This is a genomic window from Variovorax sp. OK212 (genome assembly GCF_900112425.1).
Taxonomy (GTDB): domain Bacteria; phylum Pseudomonadota; class Gammaproteobacteria; order Burkholderiales; family Burkholderiaceae_C; genus Variovorax.
Genome location: NZ_FOLP01000003.1, coordinates 699,012 through 716,097 on the forward strand (window position 1 = coordinate 699,012; position 17,086 = coordinate 716,097).

A 17,086-nucleotide genomic window follows, 5' to 3' on the forward strand; every position below is an offset into this window, starting at 1 on the left:
GGAGCACACCGCATGCTCCAGATGATCGTGAGCGGCGTCGCCCTGGGCGCCATCTACGGGCTGATCGCCCTGGGCATCGTGATGGTGTTCAAGGCGACCGGCATTCTCAATTTCGCGCACGGCGAGGCGGCCATGCTCTCGGCCTTCACCGCCTGCACGCTGGTGCGCCTGGGCCTGCCGATGTGGGCCGTGGTGCCCATCGTGCTGCTGTTCGGCGCGGCGCTCGGCATGCTGATCGAGCGCTTCATCATTCGCCGCTTCATCGGCAAGGCGCTGCTGTCGTCGGCCATCTGCACGCTGGGCCTGTTCCTGATCTTCGGCGACCTCGCCATCTGGATCTGGGGCAAGGACACGCAGGAGCTGCCGAGCGTGTTCCCGGCCGCGCCCATCGACCTGGGCGGCGTGATCGTCTCGGGCATCGACCTGGGCATCGTGGGCGTGTGCGCGGCGCTGGCCGGCGCGCTGTTCGCGTTCTTCCGCTTCACGCGGCTGGGCATCGCCATGCAGGCGACCATGGAGAACCCCACGGCCGCGCGGCTCATGGGCATTCCCATCAAGCGCATCTACTCGCTGGCCTGGGCGCTGTCGCACGTGATCGCGGCGGCCGCGGGCCTGCTGATCGCGCCGCTGACCTTCGTGCACTTCTCGATGATGCAGAGCGCCCTGCACTTCGCCTTCGCGGCGGCCGTGCTCGGCGGCATCGGCAGCATGCCCGGCGCGCTGCTGGGCGGCGTGATCATCGGCGTGACCTCCAACCTCACCGGCGCCTACCTGTCCTCCGAATGGAAGGACGCGGTGCCCTTCATCGTGATGCTGGCCATCCTGATCCTGCGCCCGCACGGGCTGCTGGCACGGCGCCAGGTCAAGAAAGTCTGAGGCAAGCACCATGACTCGCATCTTCGATTCGCGGCCCTGGCTGGCGCCGCTCGCCTTCATCCTGCTGTTCGTGCTCGCACCGCTCATTCCGGGCGGCTACGTGCTCTACATCTTCACGCTGGTGCTGATCTACACGCTCGCGTCCTTCGGCACCAACATCCTGACGGGCTACACCAACCTGATCTCGATGGCGGGCGCCGTGTTCTTCGGCATCGGCGCCTACGGCAGCGCGATTCTCACGACGCACTTCGGCGTGCCGCTGGTGCTGTCGATGCTCATCGCGGCGGCCATTGCCACCGTGGTGGGCGTGCTGCTGGCGCTGCCGGTGCTGCGGCTGGAGGAAGTGTTCCTGGCCATCGCCACGCTGGGCTTCGTGATGATCTCGGTGGAAATCGCCAAGTCCGGCGGCGAGCTCACGGGCGGCGAGAACGGCATGGGCGCGCCCGGCCCGACGCTCCTGGGCTTCGCGCTGGACGAGCGGGCCTACCACCTGTTCGTGGCCGTGGTGCTGGGTGCCGCGCTGTGGATTGCGCGCAACCTCTCGCAGAGCCACTTCGGACGCGGCTTCCTCGCGCTCAAGGGCAGCGAGACCGCCTCGCGCGCGCTGGGCCTGAATGCCACCAAGCTCAAGCTCATCGCCTTCGGCGTGTGCGCGTTCTACACGGGCCTCTCGGGCGCGCTGTATGCGCCGGTGGTGCGCTTCATCGATCCGTCGCTGTTCAACATCATGGTGTCGATCAGCTTCGTGTCGATGGTGATCGTGGGCGGGCTGGGTTCGATCATGGGCTCGGTGCTGGGCGCGGTGTTCGTCATCGGCGCGCCGCAGCTGCTCACCTACTTCGGCTTCGACCAGTTCCAGCGCGCGCTGTACGGCGTGGCGATGATCCTGGCGCTGATGTTCCTGCCCGACGGGCTGGCCAGCCTGCTCAAGCGCAAGAAGCTGCCGGGCGCGGATGCAGCATCGGGTGCGGCATCGGGTTCGGAGGTGCCGCGATGAGGGCACTGATCGACGGCGCCCCCGTCGCCACCCGCGCGCAAGCCCCGGCCGGCACGGCCCCGCTGCTGTCGCTGCAGGACGTGCGCATGAGCTTCGGCGGCATCGTCGCGGTGCAGGACGTCGGCTTCGACGTGATGCCCGGCACCGTGCACGCGCTGATCGGGCCGAACGGCGCGGGCAAGACCACGATGCTCAACTGCATCAGCCGCTTCTACACGCCGCAGAAGGGCGCGATGCGCCTGCGCACCGCCCACGGCGAGCACGACCTGCTCAAGTGCAAGGCGCACCAGATCTCGCGCCTGGGCATTGCGCGCACCTTCCAGAACCTGGAGCTGTTCGCGGAACTCACGGTGTTCGACAACGTGCTCATCGCGCGCTCGGGCGCCATGCGCTGCACGCTGGCCGAGGCGCTGCTGCGGCTGCCGCGCCAGCGCCGCGAAGAGCGCGAACAGCGCGAACGCACGCAGCAGATCATCGACAGCCTGAAGCTGGGCGCGCATGCCCACACGCTGGTGCGCGACCTGCCCTACGGCACGCAGAAGCTGGTGGAGCTGGCGCGCGCCATGGCGCTGGAGCCGGTGCTGATGCTGCTCGACGAGCCGGCCGCCGGCATGAACAACCGCGAGATCGACGCGCTGGGCGACACGCTGCGCCGGCTGCAGCAGGCCACGGGCGCGACGCTGCTGCTCATCGAGCACAGCATGCCGCTGGTGATGTCGATCTCCGACACCATCACCGTGATGCACAACGGCGCCTTCCTGGCGCAGGGCTCGCCGCGCGAGATCGAACAGAACCCGGCCGTGGTCGAGGCCTATCTCGGAGGAGGCAAGAGTGGCAAACGCCGTTGAAGACAGCAAGCGCGGAGAACCGCTGCTGCGCGTGGACAACCTGGGCGCCGCCTACGGCAAGATCCGCGCGCTGCACGGCGTGTCGATCGAGGTGCCGGCGGCCGGCATCGTGTGCGTGCTGGGCGCCAACGGCGCGGGCAAGACCACGCTGATGCGCGCGCTCTCGGGCCTGCTGCCGGTGTCCGGCGGCACCGCGGTGTTCGACGGGCGCAGCATCGCCAACGTGCCGGCCGAACAGCTGGTGCGCCGCGGCGTGGTGCACGTGCCGCAGGGCCGCATGGTGTTCGCGCAGCTCTCCGTGAAGGAGAACCTGGTGCTCGGCGGCTACACCCGCCCGGCCGGCGAGGTGCGCGAGGACATCGACCGCGTGCTGGGCTACTTTCCGCGGCTGAAGGAGCGCATCACCTCGCGCGCCGGCACGCTGTCGGGCGGCGAGCAGCAGATGCTGGCGATTGCGCGCGGCCTGCTCGCCAAGCCCCGCCTGCTGATGCTCGACGAGCCCTCGATGGGCGTGGCGCCCATCATGAAGGACGCCATTTTCTCGACGCTGCGCGACATCCGCGACCGCGAGCGGCTCACGCTGCTGATCGTGGAGCAGGACGCGGACATCGCGCTCGACATTTCCGACGAGGGCTACGTCATCGAGACCGGCCGCGTCGTCATGCACGGGCCGGCCGCCGAGCTGGCCGGCAACGAGGACATCCGCCGCGCCTACCTGGGCGGCTGAGGCGGCTGAGGCCACGCAGATTTTTCCCCCACACCAATGACAGGAGACAGACCCATGACCCACCCCGCTTCGCGCCGTACCGTGCTCGCCGCCGGCGCCGCCCTGCTGTGCGCCGCCGCACTGCCGACCCTGGCCTTCGCCTTCGAGAACAAGGCCGAGGGCGTGCTCGACAAGGAGATCGTGCTCGGCTCGTCGCAGCCGATGTCGGGCACGCTGGCCTACATGGGCAAGGCGGTGGACGAAGGCATCCGCACCTACTTCGACATGGTGAACGAACAGGGCGGCGTGAACGGTCGCAAGATCAAGCTCATCACCTACGACGACGAGCTCAAGCCCGCGAAGTCGGTGGCCAACGCCAAGCTGCTGGTGGAGCGCGACAACGTGCTGGCGATGGTGGGCAACATCGGCCACGCCACCAACATCAGCGCCTACGAGTACAGCTCGACCCGCAAGGTGCCGACCATCGGCGCGCTGAGCATCTCCGACCTGACCTCCACGCCGCCGCGCGAGCTGCTGTACGTGCTGCCCTCGCCGCAGTCGACCGAGACGGCCGCCTACATCGACTACGCGGTGGAGAAGCTCAAGGCGAAGAAGATCGCCATGCTTTACCAGAACGACGGCTGGGGCAAGCCGGCCTACGACATCGCAAGCAAACAGCTGGAGAAGCACGGCCTGAAGCTGGTGGAGGCGCAGAGCTTCGAGCGCTTTGCCACCGACATCACCTCGCAGGTGTTCAAGCTCAAGCAGGCCGAGCCCGACGTGGTGATCGTCTATGCGCTGGGCCAGGAGGCCGTGCTGTTCTTCCGGGGCGCGGAAAAGCTGGGCTGGAAGCCGACCGTGTTCGGCGCGGGCGGCCTGAACGACCCGAAGTTCGTCGAGCTGCTGGGCAAGAGCCCGGCCAAGCTGTATGTGGCCTCGTACTACGACGCGGTGGAAGGCGACAACCCGGTCATCAAGGACTTCTTCACGCGCTACACCAAGCTTTACCCGAAGTCGGCCCCCTCCTCCACGGCGCTCATGGGCTACTCGGCCGCGGCGGTGGCGGTCGAGGCGCTCAAGCGCGCGGGCAACGAGCCCAGCCGCACCAAGGTGGTGGCCGCGCTGGATGGCATGACCGGCTTCGACCAGAAGATCGGGCCGAAGATTTCGTTCCAGCCGCTGAGCGCCGGCGGCTATGCGCGCCGCGGCCAGACCGGCGTGGCGCTGATGGAACTCAAGGACCAGAAGTTCGTGTCGCTCGGCGGGTACATCGACCCGGTGAAGCGTTGATTTCCCACTTTTCCGAAGGAGCACTTTTCCCATGACCTCAGTTCGCAAGACGATGCGCGCGCGCATCACCTCCGGCCCCACCTTCTGGATGGCCGGCGCGCAGGACGCGCTCTCGGCGCTGCTCGTCGACCAGTCGGGCTTCGACGGCATCTTCACCACGGGCTTCGGCATCTCGGCCTCGCTGCTGGGCCAGCCCGACGTGGAGCTGTACACGCTGACCGAAAACGTGGGCGTGGTGAACCGCATCGCCAACGTCGTGAAGAAGCCGATCTTTGCCGACGCCGACACCGGCTACGGCAACGTGATCAACGTGGCGCGCACGGTGCGCGAGTTCGAGAAGACCGGCGTGGCCGCGATCTCCATCGAAGACCAGTTCAGCCCCAAGCGCTGCCCCGCCGCCGCCACGACGATGCCGCTGGTGCCGGTGCGCGACGCCGTGGCGAAGATCCGCGCGGCGGTGGATGCGCGCCAGGACCCCGACTTTCTGATCGTGGCGCGCACCGATGCCATCGACCCGTCGGAGGCGACCGACCGCGCGTGCCAGTACGCCGAGGCCGGCGCCGACCTGATCCAGCCGATCTCGCGCACCTTCAAGGGCTTCGAGGACCTGGTGAAGCTCAAGGAGGCCACGGGCCGGCGCCTGTCGCTGCAGCTCATGCAGGGGCTGTGGATGGCCAAGCTGAGCCGCGCGCAGATCGAGTCGGTGGCGGCCTTCGCGACCTACCCCATCGTGACGCTGATGAGCACGGTGCATGCGCTGCAGGCCAACCTGCAGGTGCTGTCGGAGCGCCGTACCGGCGACGTCGACGGGCTGCCGAGCGGCCAGACGACGATGCCGGCGTTCAAGGACATCATCGGCTGGAACGCCATCGAGGAGCGGCAGGCGTACTACGAGGTGAAAGCCGACGAGGCGGAGCCGGCACTGAAGCGCGCCGCCTGAAGCGACATGTGCAGTGACGGGTGCAGCGGCACGCACAGCCGCGCATGCAGGCCCTGACCGGGCGGCGTGTCGAGTTCGAGCCGCCCGCCATGCGCCTGCGCGACACGCTGCACGATCGCCAGGCCGAGCCCCGCGCCGGCCGCGCCGCTGCGGTCGGCATGGCCGCGGCGAAAAGCCTGCTTGAGCGCTTCCGCCTCGGCCGGGTCGATGCCGTCGCCGTGGTCCGCGACCTCGACGATCGCTTCTTCGCCTGACACGCGGGTCGACAGCGTGACCGGCGCCCGGCCATGGCGCCAGGCGTTCTCCACGAGGTTGCCGATGGCCCGCTGCATCGCCTGCGGGCGCAAGGGCAGCAATGGCACACCGCCCAGCTGCAAACTGACCGGCCGGCCGTGATCGGCACTGGCCTCGGCCAGCGAACGCGCCAGGTCGTCGAGCGAGGCCGGCGCCAGCCGCTCGTCTGCGTCGCCGCGCGCAAAGTCGAGGAACTGGCCGACGATGGCGTCCATCTCCTCCACGCTGCGCGTCATGCTGCTCACCAGTTCGGGCTCCATGCGGTCGCGCACGATCTCCACGCCCAGGCGCAGCTTGGTCAGCGGGGTGCGCAGGTCGTGCGAAATGCCGGCCAGCATCAGCGCGCGTTCGCGCTCGGTCTGGCGCAGGCTGCCGACGAGCTGGTTGAAGCTGCGGCTCACGGTGGCGACCTCGGTGGGCCCGTCTTCGGGCAGCGGCGCGGGCTCCTGGCCCCGGGCCAGCGTTCGAGCGGCTTCCACCACGCGCACCAGCGGCCGGTTGAGCCGGCGCTGGAACCACAGCGCACCGGCCAGCGCGAGCAAGGCGCTGCCGATCGACACCGCCACCATCGCACCCGTGAACTCGCGCGCGGGCAGCACGCCCGGCATCACCACCCAGTGGTCGCTGCCGTCGAGCGTGAGCCGCAGCGCCAGCCCGCCGTCGGTCTCGCGGCGCCACACCGCCTCGACGCCCTGGCTGGCGACACGCGCCGACACCGAGCGCACGAAGCCGCGCTCCAGCGGCGTGAGCAGCACGCGCGGGCTGACGGCCTGCTGCTCGCGCGCCTTGTCCGCACGTCCAGCACGATCGGCACGCTCGGCCCGGCCCGCCAGCGCCTGCCGGTTGAACCCCTCCACGAACGCCGGCCGCTGCGCCGGCGGCAGCGCCACGAGCCCCGCGCGGATGGCCGCCACGTTGCGCGCCACGCTGTCGGCAATCTGGTCGAGCCGCGGCTTGATGATCATCTCGCGCAGCAGCAGGCCGCCGCCGATCTGGCCCAGCGCGATGAGCGTCACGATCAGGAGCGCGTTGCGCCCGAACAGGCTGCGCGGCAGGAATTTCATGGCACGAACAGGTAGCCCACGCCCCACACGGTGCGGATGTGGCGCGGCTGGGCGGAGTCGGCTTCGATGAGCTTGCGCAGGCGCATCACCTGCACGTCGATGCTGCGGTCGGTGGCCTCGTGCGCGCGGCCGTGGGCCAGCTCGATGAGGCGCTCGCGGCCCAGCGGGCGGTTGGCGTTGAGCGCCAGCGCCTGCAGCAGCGCGAATTCGCCGGTGGTGAGAGGCACGTCCTGCATGCCGCCGTCTGCCGCCCGCTCCAGGCGCCGCTCGCCGAGGTGCAGCGTGAACGCGCCGAAGCGCACGCTTTCCTGCGCCGGCGCGGGCCCGGTGTGCGCGCCCAGCATGCGCTGGCGCCGCACCAGCGCCTGGATGCGCGCCAGCAGTTCGCGCGGGTTGAAGGGCTTGGGCAGGTAATCGTCGGCGCCCATCTCGAGGCCGACGATGCGGTCGACCGGGTCGCCGCGCGCGGTCAGCATGAGGATGGGAATGGTCTCGCCCTGCGCGCGCAGCCGGCGGCACACGGCCAGGCCGTCTTCGCCCGGCATCATGACGTCGAGCACCAGCACGTCGAAGCGCTCTCGGGCCAGCAGCTTGTCCAGCGGCTGGGCGCTTTCGACGGTGCGCACCGCATAGCCCTGGTCGCCGAGGTAGCGCTGCAGCAGCGCGCGCAGGTCGGCTTCGTCGTCGGCGATCAGGATGCGGGCCAGCGCTTCGGTCATGCGGGGGATCGTAACGGCGCCCGGGCCGGCCGGCCGGGCCCGAAATCATGACAAACGATGACAGGGCCCCGCGTGCGCGCTCACGGATTGTCATGAACCGGCCCGGCGCCGCCATGGCTGGCTCACACCTCGCGCCCACAGTCGCTGGCATGGCTTCGCACGGTGCGCGGCCGCTACCGCAAAGGAGTTCCGGACATGAAGCGCGTTCTTTTCCCGTCGACCTTCGCCATGCTGGCGGGGGCCTTGTCGATCACGGCCCTCATGACGCTCTCGGCCACCGAGGCCGCCGCGGCCAGCCGCCATGTCGTGCGGCCCGATGCCGCGGGCGGCACCACCGCAAGCAACATGCGCGGCATGCGCGGCCCCGACGGCGGCTATGCGGCGCGCGCCGGCACCACCTCGGTCAACCCCGACGGCTCGGCCAGCCACCGCAGCGGCTTTGCGGCCTCCGGTGCACGCGGCAACGTGGAGAGCAGCGGCAGCGCGACACGCGATGCGTCGGGCAACGTGACGCAAGGCCGCAGCACCACGGCCACCAGCGCCGCCACCGGCAACAGCGTGCAGAGCAGCACCAGCTACAGCAGCGGCACCGGCCTCACCCACAGCGCCACCTGCTACAGCGCCGCCGGCGCTGTCATTCCCTGCCGCTGAGCGAAAGGCACCGCCATGACCACCCGCCACGCCCTTCTGCTGGTGCTTGCCACCGCCTCCTTCACCGCCTGCGCGCAGGCGCCCGATGCCGGCCGCGTCGAGCAGATGCGCAGCGAACTGCACAAGCGCTTCGGCGCCGCCGACACCAACATCGACGGCCGCCTCACGCGCGACGAAGCCCGCGGCAAGATGCCCTGGGTCTACCGCAACTTCGACACCATCGACAGCGCCCATGCAGGCAGCGTGACGATGAACCAGATCGAGGCCTACGCCGCGACCCAGCAGCGCAACGGGCGGCAGAAATAGCATGTCCTTCGATGTGCTTCGCGAATCGATGGGGCCGGGCATTGCCGTCTGGCTGACCGCCCTGCTGGTCTTCGTGCTGGCCGCGGCCACGCTCGAAGGGCTGGTGCAGACCTTTGTGCGGCACCGGGCCTACGACTGGCGCGCCTACGGCGCCTCGCTGGCCGATGCCGTGGGCCGCCGCGCGGTCGATGCGCTGGGGCTGTCGATTGCGGCGCCGGTGCTGGCCTGGGCGCATGCCCACCGCGTCGACACGATTTCGCTGGCCACACCCGCCGCCTTCGCGCTGCTGTTCGTCGGGCAGGAGTTCTGCTACTACTGGTACCACCGCGCGGCGCACCGGGTGCGCTGGTTCTGGGCCACGCATGCGGTGCACCACTCGCCCAACGAGCTGACGCTGGCCGCCGCGCTGCGCCTGGGCTGGACCGGCAAGCTCACCGGCACCGCGCTGTTCTTCGCGCCGCTGGTGTGGCTGGGCTTTCCGCCGCTGGCGGTGGTGGCCACGCTGGCCGCCAACCTGCTGTACCAGTTCTGGCTGCACGCGCCGTGGATGCCGCGCCTGGGCCCGCTCGAATGGGTGCTGAACACGCCCACGCACCACAAGGTGCACCACGCGTCCAACCCCGAGTACCTGGACCGCAACTACGGCGGCGTGCTGATCGTGTTCGACCGGATGTTCGGCACCTTCGCCGCTGAGCGCGAGGACGTGGCGCTGCGCTACGGCCTGACCACGCCGCTGCGCACGCACAACCCGTTGCGCATCGCCTTCCACGAATGGGCGAACCTGGGCCGCGACCTCTGGAAAGCCCGCGGCTGGCGCGCGAAAATCTCCACCCTCTTCGGCCCTCCGGGAGCTTCTTCATGACACGTCTTCTTCGGATCTGCGCGGCCTGGCTGGGGCTGCTGGCCTTTTTTCCTGCAATGGCGCAGCAACCCGGCGCACCCGCGACACCTGGGACACCCGCCGGCATCCGCCGCATCGCCGACCTGCCCTACGGCCCCGACGCGCGCCAGCGCATGGACGTCTACCTGCCCGCGAACGCACACGGTGCGCCGGTGCTGGTGATGGTGCACGGCGGCGCGTGGATGTTCGGCGACAAGGCGGCCGCCTCGGTGATCGACCTGAAGGTCGAGCACTGGGTGCGCGACCAGGGCTTCATCCTGGTGTCGGTGGGCTACCGCTTCGTGCCGCAGGTCGACGTGCTGCAGCAGGCGCAGGACGTGGCGCGCGCGGTGGCCACTGCGCAGGCCAGCGCGCCTTCGTGGGGCGGCGACGCGGGCCGCTTCGTGCTGATGGGCCACTCGGCCGGCGCGCACCTGGTGGCGCTGCTCGGCGCCTCGCCCGACATCGCGCGCCAGCAAGGCGCGCGCCCCTGGCTCGGCACCATCGCGCTCGACAGCGCCGCGCTGGACACCACGGGGCTCATGCGGCGGCGGCACATGAACTTCTACGACCGCGTGTTCGGCAGCGACCCCGCGCTGTGGCGCGCCGTCTCCCCGACCGACACGCTCGCGCCGAGTGCGGCGCCGGTGCTGCTGGTGTGCTCGACGCAGCGGCGCGACGGGTCGTGCACGCAGTCGCAGCAGTTCGCGACGCGGGTGGCAGCCACCGGCGGACGCGCCGAGGTGCTGCCCGAAGATCTTTCGCATGCGCAGATCAATGCGGAGCTGGGGTTGCCGGGCGGCTACACCGCGGCGGTGGATGCGTTCGTGCGATCGGTGGGGGCGCAGGGCGCGAAGGCCACCACGGGCGCCCTGGGCGCCCAGGGTGCGATCGGCAAGCCGCAAAGCTAGCGAACTAGGATGGAGGGCATGCCGAAGCAGCCCTCCTCCAATTTGCCCCAGCCTTTCTTCGAACTCGACAACGCGGAGCGCGACAGCGTCGGCCTCGACCCGGTGGAGCCGCACTGGACGCGCGTGATGTTCAAGGACACCGTGGCTTTCTTCGACGGCGGCACGCTGCGCAAGTTCTTGCGCGCGGGCGCCGACGGGTACCTCGAAGTCGACACGCTGCTCGAAACCCGCGAACGCGCCTTCCTGCTGCCCAAGACGTCGCGCGGCAAGGAGCGCAAGATCTCCGCGGCCGTGCTGCTCATGACGGAGCGCGCCAACGGCCGCTGGTTCCAGGCCTCGTTCATCGGCGAGCGGCTGAAGGAATCGGATGTTTCCGCGCTCAACACGCGCAACATGCGCGCCATCGATTTCTGGCAGGACGGCAGCCTGCACAACCACGCCGAGCTGCGCGTCTACCTGCGTGCGCGGATGCAGCGCATCTCCGATGGCCTGCACCAGGAGATCGCCGAGATGAAGTCGGCCCCGCGCCAGCAGCTGAAGTACCGCCCCGGCGATGTCTTTCGCTTTCGCATCGACGACACGCGCTACGGCTTCGGCCTGCTGCTGGGCAGCCTGAAGGAAATTCGCGCGGCCGGCCTGCTGCCGCAAGACCACCCCTGGCACTACGTGATGTCGGTGCCGCTCATCGTGCGGTTGTTCGACGGCGCATCGGCCGACCCGCACCCCGGCGTCGAAGCGCTGTCGGCCTGGCCGCTGCTGCCGGCCCAGACCATGATGGACAACCAGCTCTTCTGGGGCGGGTTTCCGGTCATCGGCCGCAAGGCGCTGGTGCCTGGCGACATCGACTTTCCCTGCGGTGTCGGCACGGCGCCGACGCAGGAAGGGCATGCGTTCTTCTACTGGGGATTCGGCTGGCACCGGTTGGCGGATGCAGCGATCGGCGACGAAACCGACAGCGGCATGGGCATCGGCATGCTGGACCGCACGCCCCTGCAGGAAGCCTTGGCGGGCCGCGTGCCGGGGCGGCCCTGGGAGTTGCGGCACCCCGAGCACGCCGCCACGTTCAAGCGGGTGCTGGCCGAGATCGGGTGCGACGGCGTGGCGGACTATGCCGCGTATGCGCAGTGGGCCGGCAGCCTGTCGCCCGAGGCCTTCATTGCGCAGATGCAACCGGCGGAGCCAACGCTCAAAAACAAGCCCAAAAGCAAGCCCAAAAGCAAGCCTAAAGCCAAGCCCCAGGCCAAGCGCGCACCCAAGGCGAACACCTAAGCCAGCTCGCTCGCCAGCTCCTCCAGCGCCTCGCCCACCGGTCGTTCGACCTTCAGCGTGAGCAGCTCGTCGGCCCGCGTGCGGCCCAGGTTCACCGCCGCCACGGGCTTGCCCGCCGCGGCCGCTGCCTGCACGAAGCGGAAGCCCGAATACACCATCAGCGACGAGCCGGCCACAAGCACCGCATCGGCCGCTTCCAGTGCCGCGAAGGCCGCGGTGACGCGCTCCTTGGGCACGCTTTCGCCGAAGAACACCACGTCGGGCTTGAGCAGGCCGCCGCAGTGCGCGCAGGCTGGCACGTCGAAAGCGGAGAAGTCGTGGCCTTCGAGGTCGGCGTCGCCGTCGGGTGCGGTGCGGGCTTCGAGCGCGGCCCAGTGCGGATTGCGTTCACGCAGCTCGAGCTGCAGCGCTGCGCGCGGCATGCGCCGTTCGCAGGCCATGCAGCGCACGGTATCGATGCGTCCATGCAGGTCGATGGTGTCTCGGCTGCCGGCGGCGTCGTGCAAGCCGTCGACGTTCTGTGTGAGCAGCAGGCCCACACGGCCCGCCTGCTCCATCTGCGCCAGCGCGCGGTGCGCAGCGCCGGGCCGCGCACCGGCCATGGTCGGCCAGCCGATCAGGCTGCGCGCCCAGTAGCGGCGGCGCGTCGAGTCCTCGCCCATGAAGGCCTGGTAGGTGACGGGCGACGGACGCTTCCATTCGCCCTTTGCGTCGCGGTAGTCGGGAATGCCCGATTCGGTGCTGCACCCCGCGCCGGTGAGCACGAAGAGCCTGGGGTGGCGGGTGGCGAAGTCGGCTAGCGCGGCGGGCGCGGTGCGCGCGGGGGGATTGGCGGACATGCGGCCAGCATAAGTCGGCGGCCCGATTCCTGCTAAAGGCCTCGTTCTTATCCGTCTGCGGAGAACGCCATGACATCCTTTCGCCCCACGCGCCGCGGTGCGCTGCACATCCTGGCCGCGGGCGTCGCCTCGGCCGCCCTGCCCGCCTTCGCCCAATGGCCCGACCGGGCGATCAGGATCGTCGTGACCTTCCCGCCCGGCGGCTCCAGCGACGTGCTGGCGCGCGTGATGGCCGAGCAGTTGGCCAAGAAACTCGGGCAGCCCGTGGTGGTCGACAACAAGCCCGGCGCGGGCGGCACCATCGGCGGCGCGCAGGTGGCCGCCGCGGCGGCCGACGGCTACACGCTGATGCTGTCGAACACCACGCCCATCGCGCTCGGGCCGTTCACGCTCGACAAGCAGCCCTACGACCCGGTGACGGGCTTCACCCACATTGCCTACCTGGGCGCGGCGCCGCTGGTGGTCATGGCGAGCAAGCCGTCGGGCCTGAAGACCTATGCCGAGTTCGAGGCGACGGCGCGCAAGGACGGGCGCATGGACTTCGGCTCGGGCGGGCCGGGGTCGATCGGCCACATCCACGGCGAGCTGCTCAGGAAGACCACCGGGATCAACATGGTGCACGTGCCCTACCGCGGCGGCGCACCGATGACCACCGACCTGATCGCCAACACCATTCCGGTGGGCATCGACGTGATCACCGCGTACGTGCCGTTCTTCAAGAGCGGCCAGCTGGTGCCGCTGGCGGTGACGGGCACGCAGCGCTCCCCGCTGATGCCCGACGTGCCGACGATGGTGGAGCTTCACCAGCCGAAGCTGGTGCTGGAGAACTTCTTCGGGCTCTCGGGCCCTGCGAGGCTGCCGCCGGACGTGGTGGCACGGCTCAACACCGCGTGCAACGAGGTGCTGGTGATGCCCGAGATCCAGAAGAAGCTGACCGAGCTGGGCATCGTGGCCAAGCCGGAATCGGTGGCGATGTTCAACGGCTTCGTGAAGGAGCAGGTCGACGTGCTGGGGCCGACGGTGAAGGGCGCGGGGATCAAGCTGTAGGCTGGAACCCGACCCCGGCAACCACCCCCCGCAGCCTCAGAGGCGAACGCAGACCGCCTGCCGCTCCTGCAGCACCGCCTCCTGCGCGAACCGCAGGCGGTAGGCGCCGACGATGCGCGTGATGGCCGCGTCGTCCTTCTCGCTGCGCGGATGCACCAGCACGACGATCTTGGAACGCTCACGCACCACACCGCCCTGCACGCCCTGCACGCCACTCCACTGGCCGGTGGCGTCGATCACCGTCAGGCCTTGCGGAAAGGCCGGCGTCACGTTTTCGTCGAGGAAGGCGCCCCATTCGGCGTCCGAGACCTGGCCGCCCGCGGGAATGGCACGGCCGAAGTAGAGCGTGTCGCGCTCGAAGGCCTCGAAGCCGCTGCCGCATCGGCCGGCGGCGACAGTCGCCGGCGGCACGGCGCCGCACCCGGCGAGGGCAAGCACCGTTGCGGCGGCCATCAGCGAGAACGAGGTGCGTGTCATGGCGCGGTGACCGTTCAGGCCTCGGGCGCGATCGCCTCGGCGTACTCGTAGAGCGCGCCCAGGATTTCCTCGGCGCGCTCGTCGGCCTCTTCGGACAGCGCATCGACCTCGCTGAACAGCATCTCGATGGTGCGCGCCCCGCCCTCGCCCTTGAACAGCCGGGCCACGCGCAAGGATTCCCAGCGCTCGGTCTCGTCTTCGTTGAGCAGCTCGGGCCAGTTGCGCGCGCGGTAGCGGAACAGGATCTCGTCGAGCCGGCCGTCGTCGAAACCGGTACGGTCCTTGGCCAGCTCTTCGGGCGACAGCGCGCGCAGCTGGTTGAGGCGGCGGCGGTCGGCGTTGCCGACGAAGCCGCCGTAGAGGTCTTCGTCGACGTCGGGCGCGGCCTCCTTCGGCCGGGCGTACACCTGCGACCAGATGGCGCTCATGTCGGGCAGGTCGCGCGCGATGGCGGCGTGGCGCATGGCGGTGTCGAGGTCGATGTTCCAGCGCTCGGCCATGGCCGGCGCCAGCGTGCGCAGGTTGCCCACCACCATCGGCGACTTGTTCAGGTGCACGCCCTTCATGGGCAGGCGCACCACGCCTTCGGGCAGGTCGGCGGTGCGCGTGAACAGGCGCAGGCGCAGCGTGTCGGCGTCGAGGTCGCGCAGTTCGCTGGGGTCGTGCGCGAGGTCCCAGGCCAGCAGCTCGTTCTTGTTGGTCGGGTGGCTGGCCAGCGGCCACATCACGGCGATGCAGCCGCGCTCGACCGGGAACATGCCCGACACATGCAGGAAGGGCTTGGCGGTCTCGCGCATGGCCGGCAGGCCGAGCTCGCTGGCCACGCGGTCCTTCTTATGCAGGCTGAAGGCAAAGTCGAACAGCTTGGGCTGCTTGTCGCGAATGAGGCGGGCCAGCGCGATGGTGGCGCGCACGTCGGACAGCGCATCGTGCGCCGATTCATGCAGCAGGCCGTTGGCGCGCGCCAGGTCTTCGAGCTTGAAGCTGGGCTTGCCGTCTTCCTTCTTCGGCCACTGGATGCCGTCGGGGCGCAGCGCATACGTGAGGCGCACCACGTCGAGCAGATCCCAGCGGCCGCAGTCGTTCTGCCATTCGCGCGCATACGGGTCGATCAGGTTGCGCCAGAACAGGAAGCGCGTGACCTCGTCGTCGAAGCGGATGGTGTTGTAGCCCACGCCGATGGTGCCGGGCTGGGAGAAGGCCTTCTCGATGTGCGCGGCGAACTCGTGCTCGGGAATGCCGCGCTCCAGGCACACCTGCGGCGTGATGCCGGTGATCAGGCAGGCCTCGGGGCTGGGCAGGTAGTCGGGCGCGGGCTTGCAATAGACCATCAGCGGCTCGCCGACCTCGTTCAGCTCGGCGTCGGTGCGGATGGCGGCGAACTGCGAGGGGCGGTCGCGGCGCGGCACGGCGCCGAAGGTTTCGTAGTCGTGCCAGAGAAAGGTGTGGTTCATTCAGAGCAAGGGTGAAGACAAGCGCGCAATCGCATCGCCGAGGCGACGCCAGAAACTTTGGGGCCGGTTGGCGCGCACCGCGCCGGCGCTGTGCAGGTCGGTCTCGAACTGCGCCGCCAGCGGCCGGGCCAGTTCGGGACCATAAACCACCGCGCACACCTCGAAGTTGAGGCGGAAGCTGCGGTTGTCGAAATTGGCGGTGCCTATCATCGCGCAATGGTCGTCGACCACCAAGGTCTTGGAGTGCAGCATGCGCGCCTTGTATTCCCAGACCTTCACGCCGGCGGCGATCAGCTCGTCGAAATAGGAGCGCGCGGCGGCGCTCACGATGGCCGAGTCGCTGCGTCGCGGCACCAGCAGGCGCACGTCGACGCCGCGCAGCGCGGCGCTGGTGAGCGCCATGAGCGCGGGCTCGCCGGGCACGAAGTACGGCGTGGTGAGCCAGGCGCGCGTCGTGGCCGAATGAATGGCCTCGACGTGCATGCGGTGGATGGCTTCCATCGCGTTGTCGGGGCCGCTGGTGACGATCTGCACCGGGATGTCGCCCGCCTCCAGCTGCGGCAGCAGCGCGTTCAGCGTGTCGTCCATGCCGCGCGGGTCTTCGCCGGTGGCGTAGGTCCAGTCTTCGAGGAAGGTGGTTTGCAGCCAGCGCACCGCGCTGCCCTCGATGCGCAGGTGCACGTCGTGGTACGCGTCGGGATTGGTGCGCTTGTCTTCCTCGTCGGTGATGTTCACGCCGCCCGTGAAGCCCACGCGGCCGTCGCACACCACGATCTTGCGGTGGGTGCGGTAGTTGGTCACCGGGCGCAGGCGGCGGCCGATCTTGGTGTCGTGGAACAGCGCCAGCTTCACGCCCGCCTCGAGCATCGGCGCCATGAACTTGCGCCCGATGCGCTTGGAGCCCAGCGCGTCGATCAGCAGGCGCACCGTCACACCCTGCCTTGCACGCTCGACCAGCAGGTCGCGCAGCGCGGTGCCGATCTTGTCGGGCTCGAAGATGTAGTACTCGAGGTGGATGTGGTCCTGCGCGGCGCGCACGGCGTCGAAGATGGCGTCGAAGGTGCGCGCGCCGCCCGAGAGCAGCTCGACGTCGACCGCGCTCGACACCGGCAGCCCGCAGGTCGCCGTGCCCAGCCTGGCCATCTGCTGCAGCGCCGGCGGCGCGTTCTGCGCGGCGTCGCGCAGGCGCGCCACGTCGGCCTGGGCGAAGGCGCTGGCGCGGCTGCGCAGGCGCTTGAGCCGCTGCTTGCGCAGGCGCTGCGGCCCGAGGAAGTAATAGATGACGAAGCCCGCGAACGGCAGCAGCGCGAGCGACAGGATCCAGCTCATCGTGGACACCGGCGCGCGCTTCTGCATCACGATCCAGATCGACAGCACCGCGATGTAGCCGCTCCATGCGAGGGAGAGGCCGGTCTTCCATTCGGGGCTGAGGACGGGGAGGATCAAGGCAAGAGGGAGCGAAAAGGAGCGAAAAGGAGCGAAGGGGAATGAAAGGGAGCGAGAAGTCGGTCGAAGTGG

At 69.6% G+C, this 17,086-nt stretch carries 18 protein-coding genes; 12 read left to right on the top strand and 6 right to left on the bottom strand.

The window, feature by feature from the left end; all coding sequences use genetic code 11:
- Positions 1-12 precede the first annotated feature (12 nt).
- Genes BM004_RS13635 through BM004_RS13660 form a run of 6 tightly spaced genes read left to right on the top strand, consistent with a single transcriptional unit; the run spans position 13 to position 5,657 of the window.
- Positions 13-876: a branched-chain amino acid ABC transporter permease gene (locus BM004_RS13635; RefSeq protein ID WP_093121456.1), complete on the top strand. Its 864-nt coding sequence runs from the start codon at positions 13-15 to the stop codon at positions 874-876.
- Positions 877-886: 10 nt separating this feature from the next.
- Positions 887-1,873 (top strand): branched-chain amino acid ABC transporter permease, encoded by a 987-nt coding sequence (locus BM004_RS13640; protein ID WP_093213985.1) that lies wholly within the window; start codon positions 887-889, stop codon positions 1,871-1,873.
- Positions 1,870-2,721, top strand: coding sequence for an ABC transporter ATP-binding protein (locus BM004_RS13645; protein WP_093121451.1), 852 nt, complete (start codon positions 1,870-1,872; stop codon positions 2,719-2,721). The genes BM004_RS13640 and BM004_RS13645 overlap by 4 nt, the downstream gene beginning before the upstream one ends.
- Positions 2,705-3,448, top strand: a complete 744-nt coding sequence (locus BM004_RS13650; RefSeq protein WP_093121449.1) for an ABC transporter ATP-binding protein — start codon at positions 2,705-2,707, stop codon at positions 3,446-3,448. The genes BM004_RS13645 and BM004_RS13650 overlap by 17 nt, the downstream gene beginning before the upstream one ends.
- 54 nt (positions 3,449-3,502) lie before the next feature.
- On the top strand, positions 3,503-4,717 hold the full coding sequence (locus BM004_RS13655; RefSeq protein ID WP_093213987.1) for an ABC transporter substrate-binding protein: 1,215 nt from the start codon (positions 3,503-3,505) through the stop codon (positions 4,715-4,717).
- Positions 4,718-4,748: 31 nt separating this feature from the next.
- The gene (locus BM004_RS13660; protein WP_093213989.1) at positions 4,749-5,657 is read left to right on the top strand and encodes an isocitrate lyase/PEP mutase family protein; all 909 of its coding nucleotides are present in this window, start codon (positions 4,749-4,751) and stop codon (positions 5,655-5,657) included.
- Here the strand turns inward: BM004_RS13660 and BM004_RS13665 are convergent.
- Both BM004_RS13665 and ompR read right to left on the bottom strand, forming a co-directional pair.
- Positions 5,606-7,015 (bottom strand): ATP-binding protein, encoded by a 1,410-nt coding sequence (locus BM004_RS13665; RefSeq protein WP_093213991.1) that lies wholly within the window; start codon positions 7,013-7,015, stop codon positions 5,606-5,608. The two genes, BM004_RS13660 and BM004_RS13665, sit on opposite strands and share 52 nt — an antisense overlap.
- Positions 7,012-7,734: an osmolarity response regulator transcription factor OmpR gene (ompR, locus tag BM004_RS13670; RefSeq protein WP_093213994.1), complete on the bottom strand. Its 723-nt coding sequence runs from the start codon at positions 7,732-7,734 to the stop codon at positions 7,012-7,014. Before ompR ends, BM004_RS13665 begins: the two co-directional genes overlap by 4 nt.
- 195 nt (positions 7,735-7,929) lie before the next feature.
- Here ompR and BM004_RS13675 point away from each other — a divergent pair, with 195 nt between their 5' ends.
- Genes BM004_RS13675 through BM004_RS13695 form a run of 5 tightly spaced genes read left to right on the top strand, consistent with a single transcriptional unit; the run spans position 7,930 to position 11,751 of the window.
- Positions 7,930-8,385 (top strand): hypothetical protein, encoded by a 456-nt coding sequence (locus BM004_RS13675; protein ID WP_143072431.1) that lies wholly within the window; start codon positions 7,930-7,932, stop codon positions 8,383-8,385.
- 15 nt (positions 8,386-8,400) lie between these two features.
- Entirely contained in the window at positions 8,401-8,691 is a 291-nt protein-coding gene (locus BM004_RS13680) for an EF-hand domain-containing protein (protein WP_093213996.1), read from the top strand.
- A 1-nt stretch (position 8,692) separates the two neighbouring features.
- Positions 8,693-9,553 carry a sterol desaturase family protein gene (locus BM004_RS13685; protein WP_093213997.1) on the top strand — a complete coding sequence of 287 codons (861 nt, stop codon included), beginning with the start codon at positions 8,693-8,695 and terminating at the stop codon, positions 9,551-9,553.
- Positions 9,550-10,482 (top strand): alpha/beta hydrolase, encoded by a 933-nt coding sequence (locus tag BM004_RS13690; protein WP_093213999.1) that lies wholly within the window; start codon positions 9,550-9,552, stop codon positions 10,480-10,482. The genes BM004_RS13685 and BM004_RS13690 overlap by 4 nt, the downstream gene beginning before the upstream one ends.
- An 18-nt stretch (positions 10,483-10,500) precedes the next feature.
- Complete coding sequence (locus BM004_RS13695; protein WP_177206501.1) at positions 10,501-11,751, top strand: immunity 26/phosphotriesterase HocA family protein; 1,251 nt, start codon at positions 10,501-10,503, stop codon at positions 11,749-11,751.
- Here BM004_RS13695 and BM004_RS13700 read toward each other — a convergent pair.
- Positions 11,748-12,590, bottom strand: coding sequence for an NAD-dependent protein deacetylase (locus BM004_RS13700; RefSeq protein ID WP_093214004.1), 843 nt, complete (start codon positions 12,588-12,590; stop codon positions 11,748-11,750). The genes BM004_RS13695 and BM004_RS13700 overlap by 4 nt on opposite strands.
- 69 nt (positions 12,591-12,659) lie before the next feature.
- Between BM004_RS13700 and BM004_RS13705 the strand changes: the two genes are divergently transcribed.
- On the top strand, positions 12,660-13,637 hold the full coding sequence (locus BM004_RS13705; protein WP_093214006.1) for a Bug family tripartite tricarboxylate transporter substrate binding protein: 978 nt from the start codon (positions 12,660-12,662) through the stop codon (positions 13,635-13,637).
- Positions 13,638-13,673: 36 nt separating this feature from the next.
- On the opposite strand, the gene BM004_RS13710 is transcribed toward BM004_RS13705, so the two are convergent.
- The 3 genes from BM004_RS13710 to cls are packed head-to-tail and all read right to left on the bottom strand — an operon-like array spanning position 13,674 to position 17,014.
- Positions 13,674-14,114 carry a DUF3574 domain-containing protein gene (locus BM004_RS13710; protein ID WP_093214009.1) on the bottom strand — a complete coding sequence of 147 codons (441 nt, stop codon included), beginning with the start codon at positions 14,112-14,114 and terminating at the stop codon, positions 13,674-13,676.
- A 14-nt stretch (positions 14,115-14,128) separates the two neighbouring features.
- Positions 14,129-15,568 (bottom strand): exodeoxyribonuclease I, encoded by a 1,440-nt coding sequence (sbcB, locus tag BM004_RS13715; RefSeq protein ID WP_093214011.1) that lies wholly within the window; start codon positions 15,566-15,568, stop codon positions 14,129-14,131.
- Positions 15,569-17,014, bottom strand: coding sequence for a cardiolipin synthase (gene cls, locus BM004_RS13720; RefSeq protein ID WP_093121424.1), 1,446 nt, complete (start codon positions 17,012-17,014; stop codon positions 15,569-15,571). It abuts the gene before it with no gap.
- Positions 17,015-17,086 lie beyond the last annotated feature (72 nt).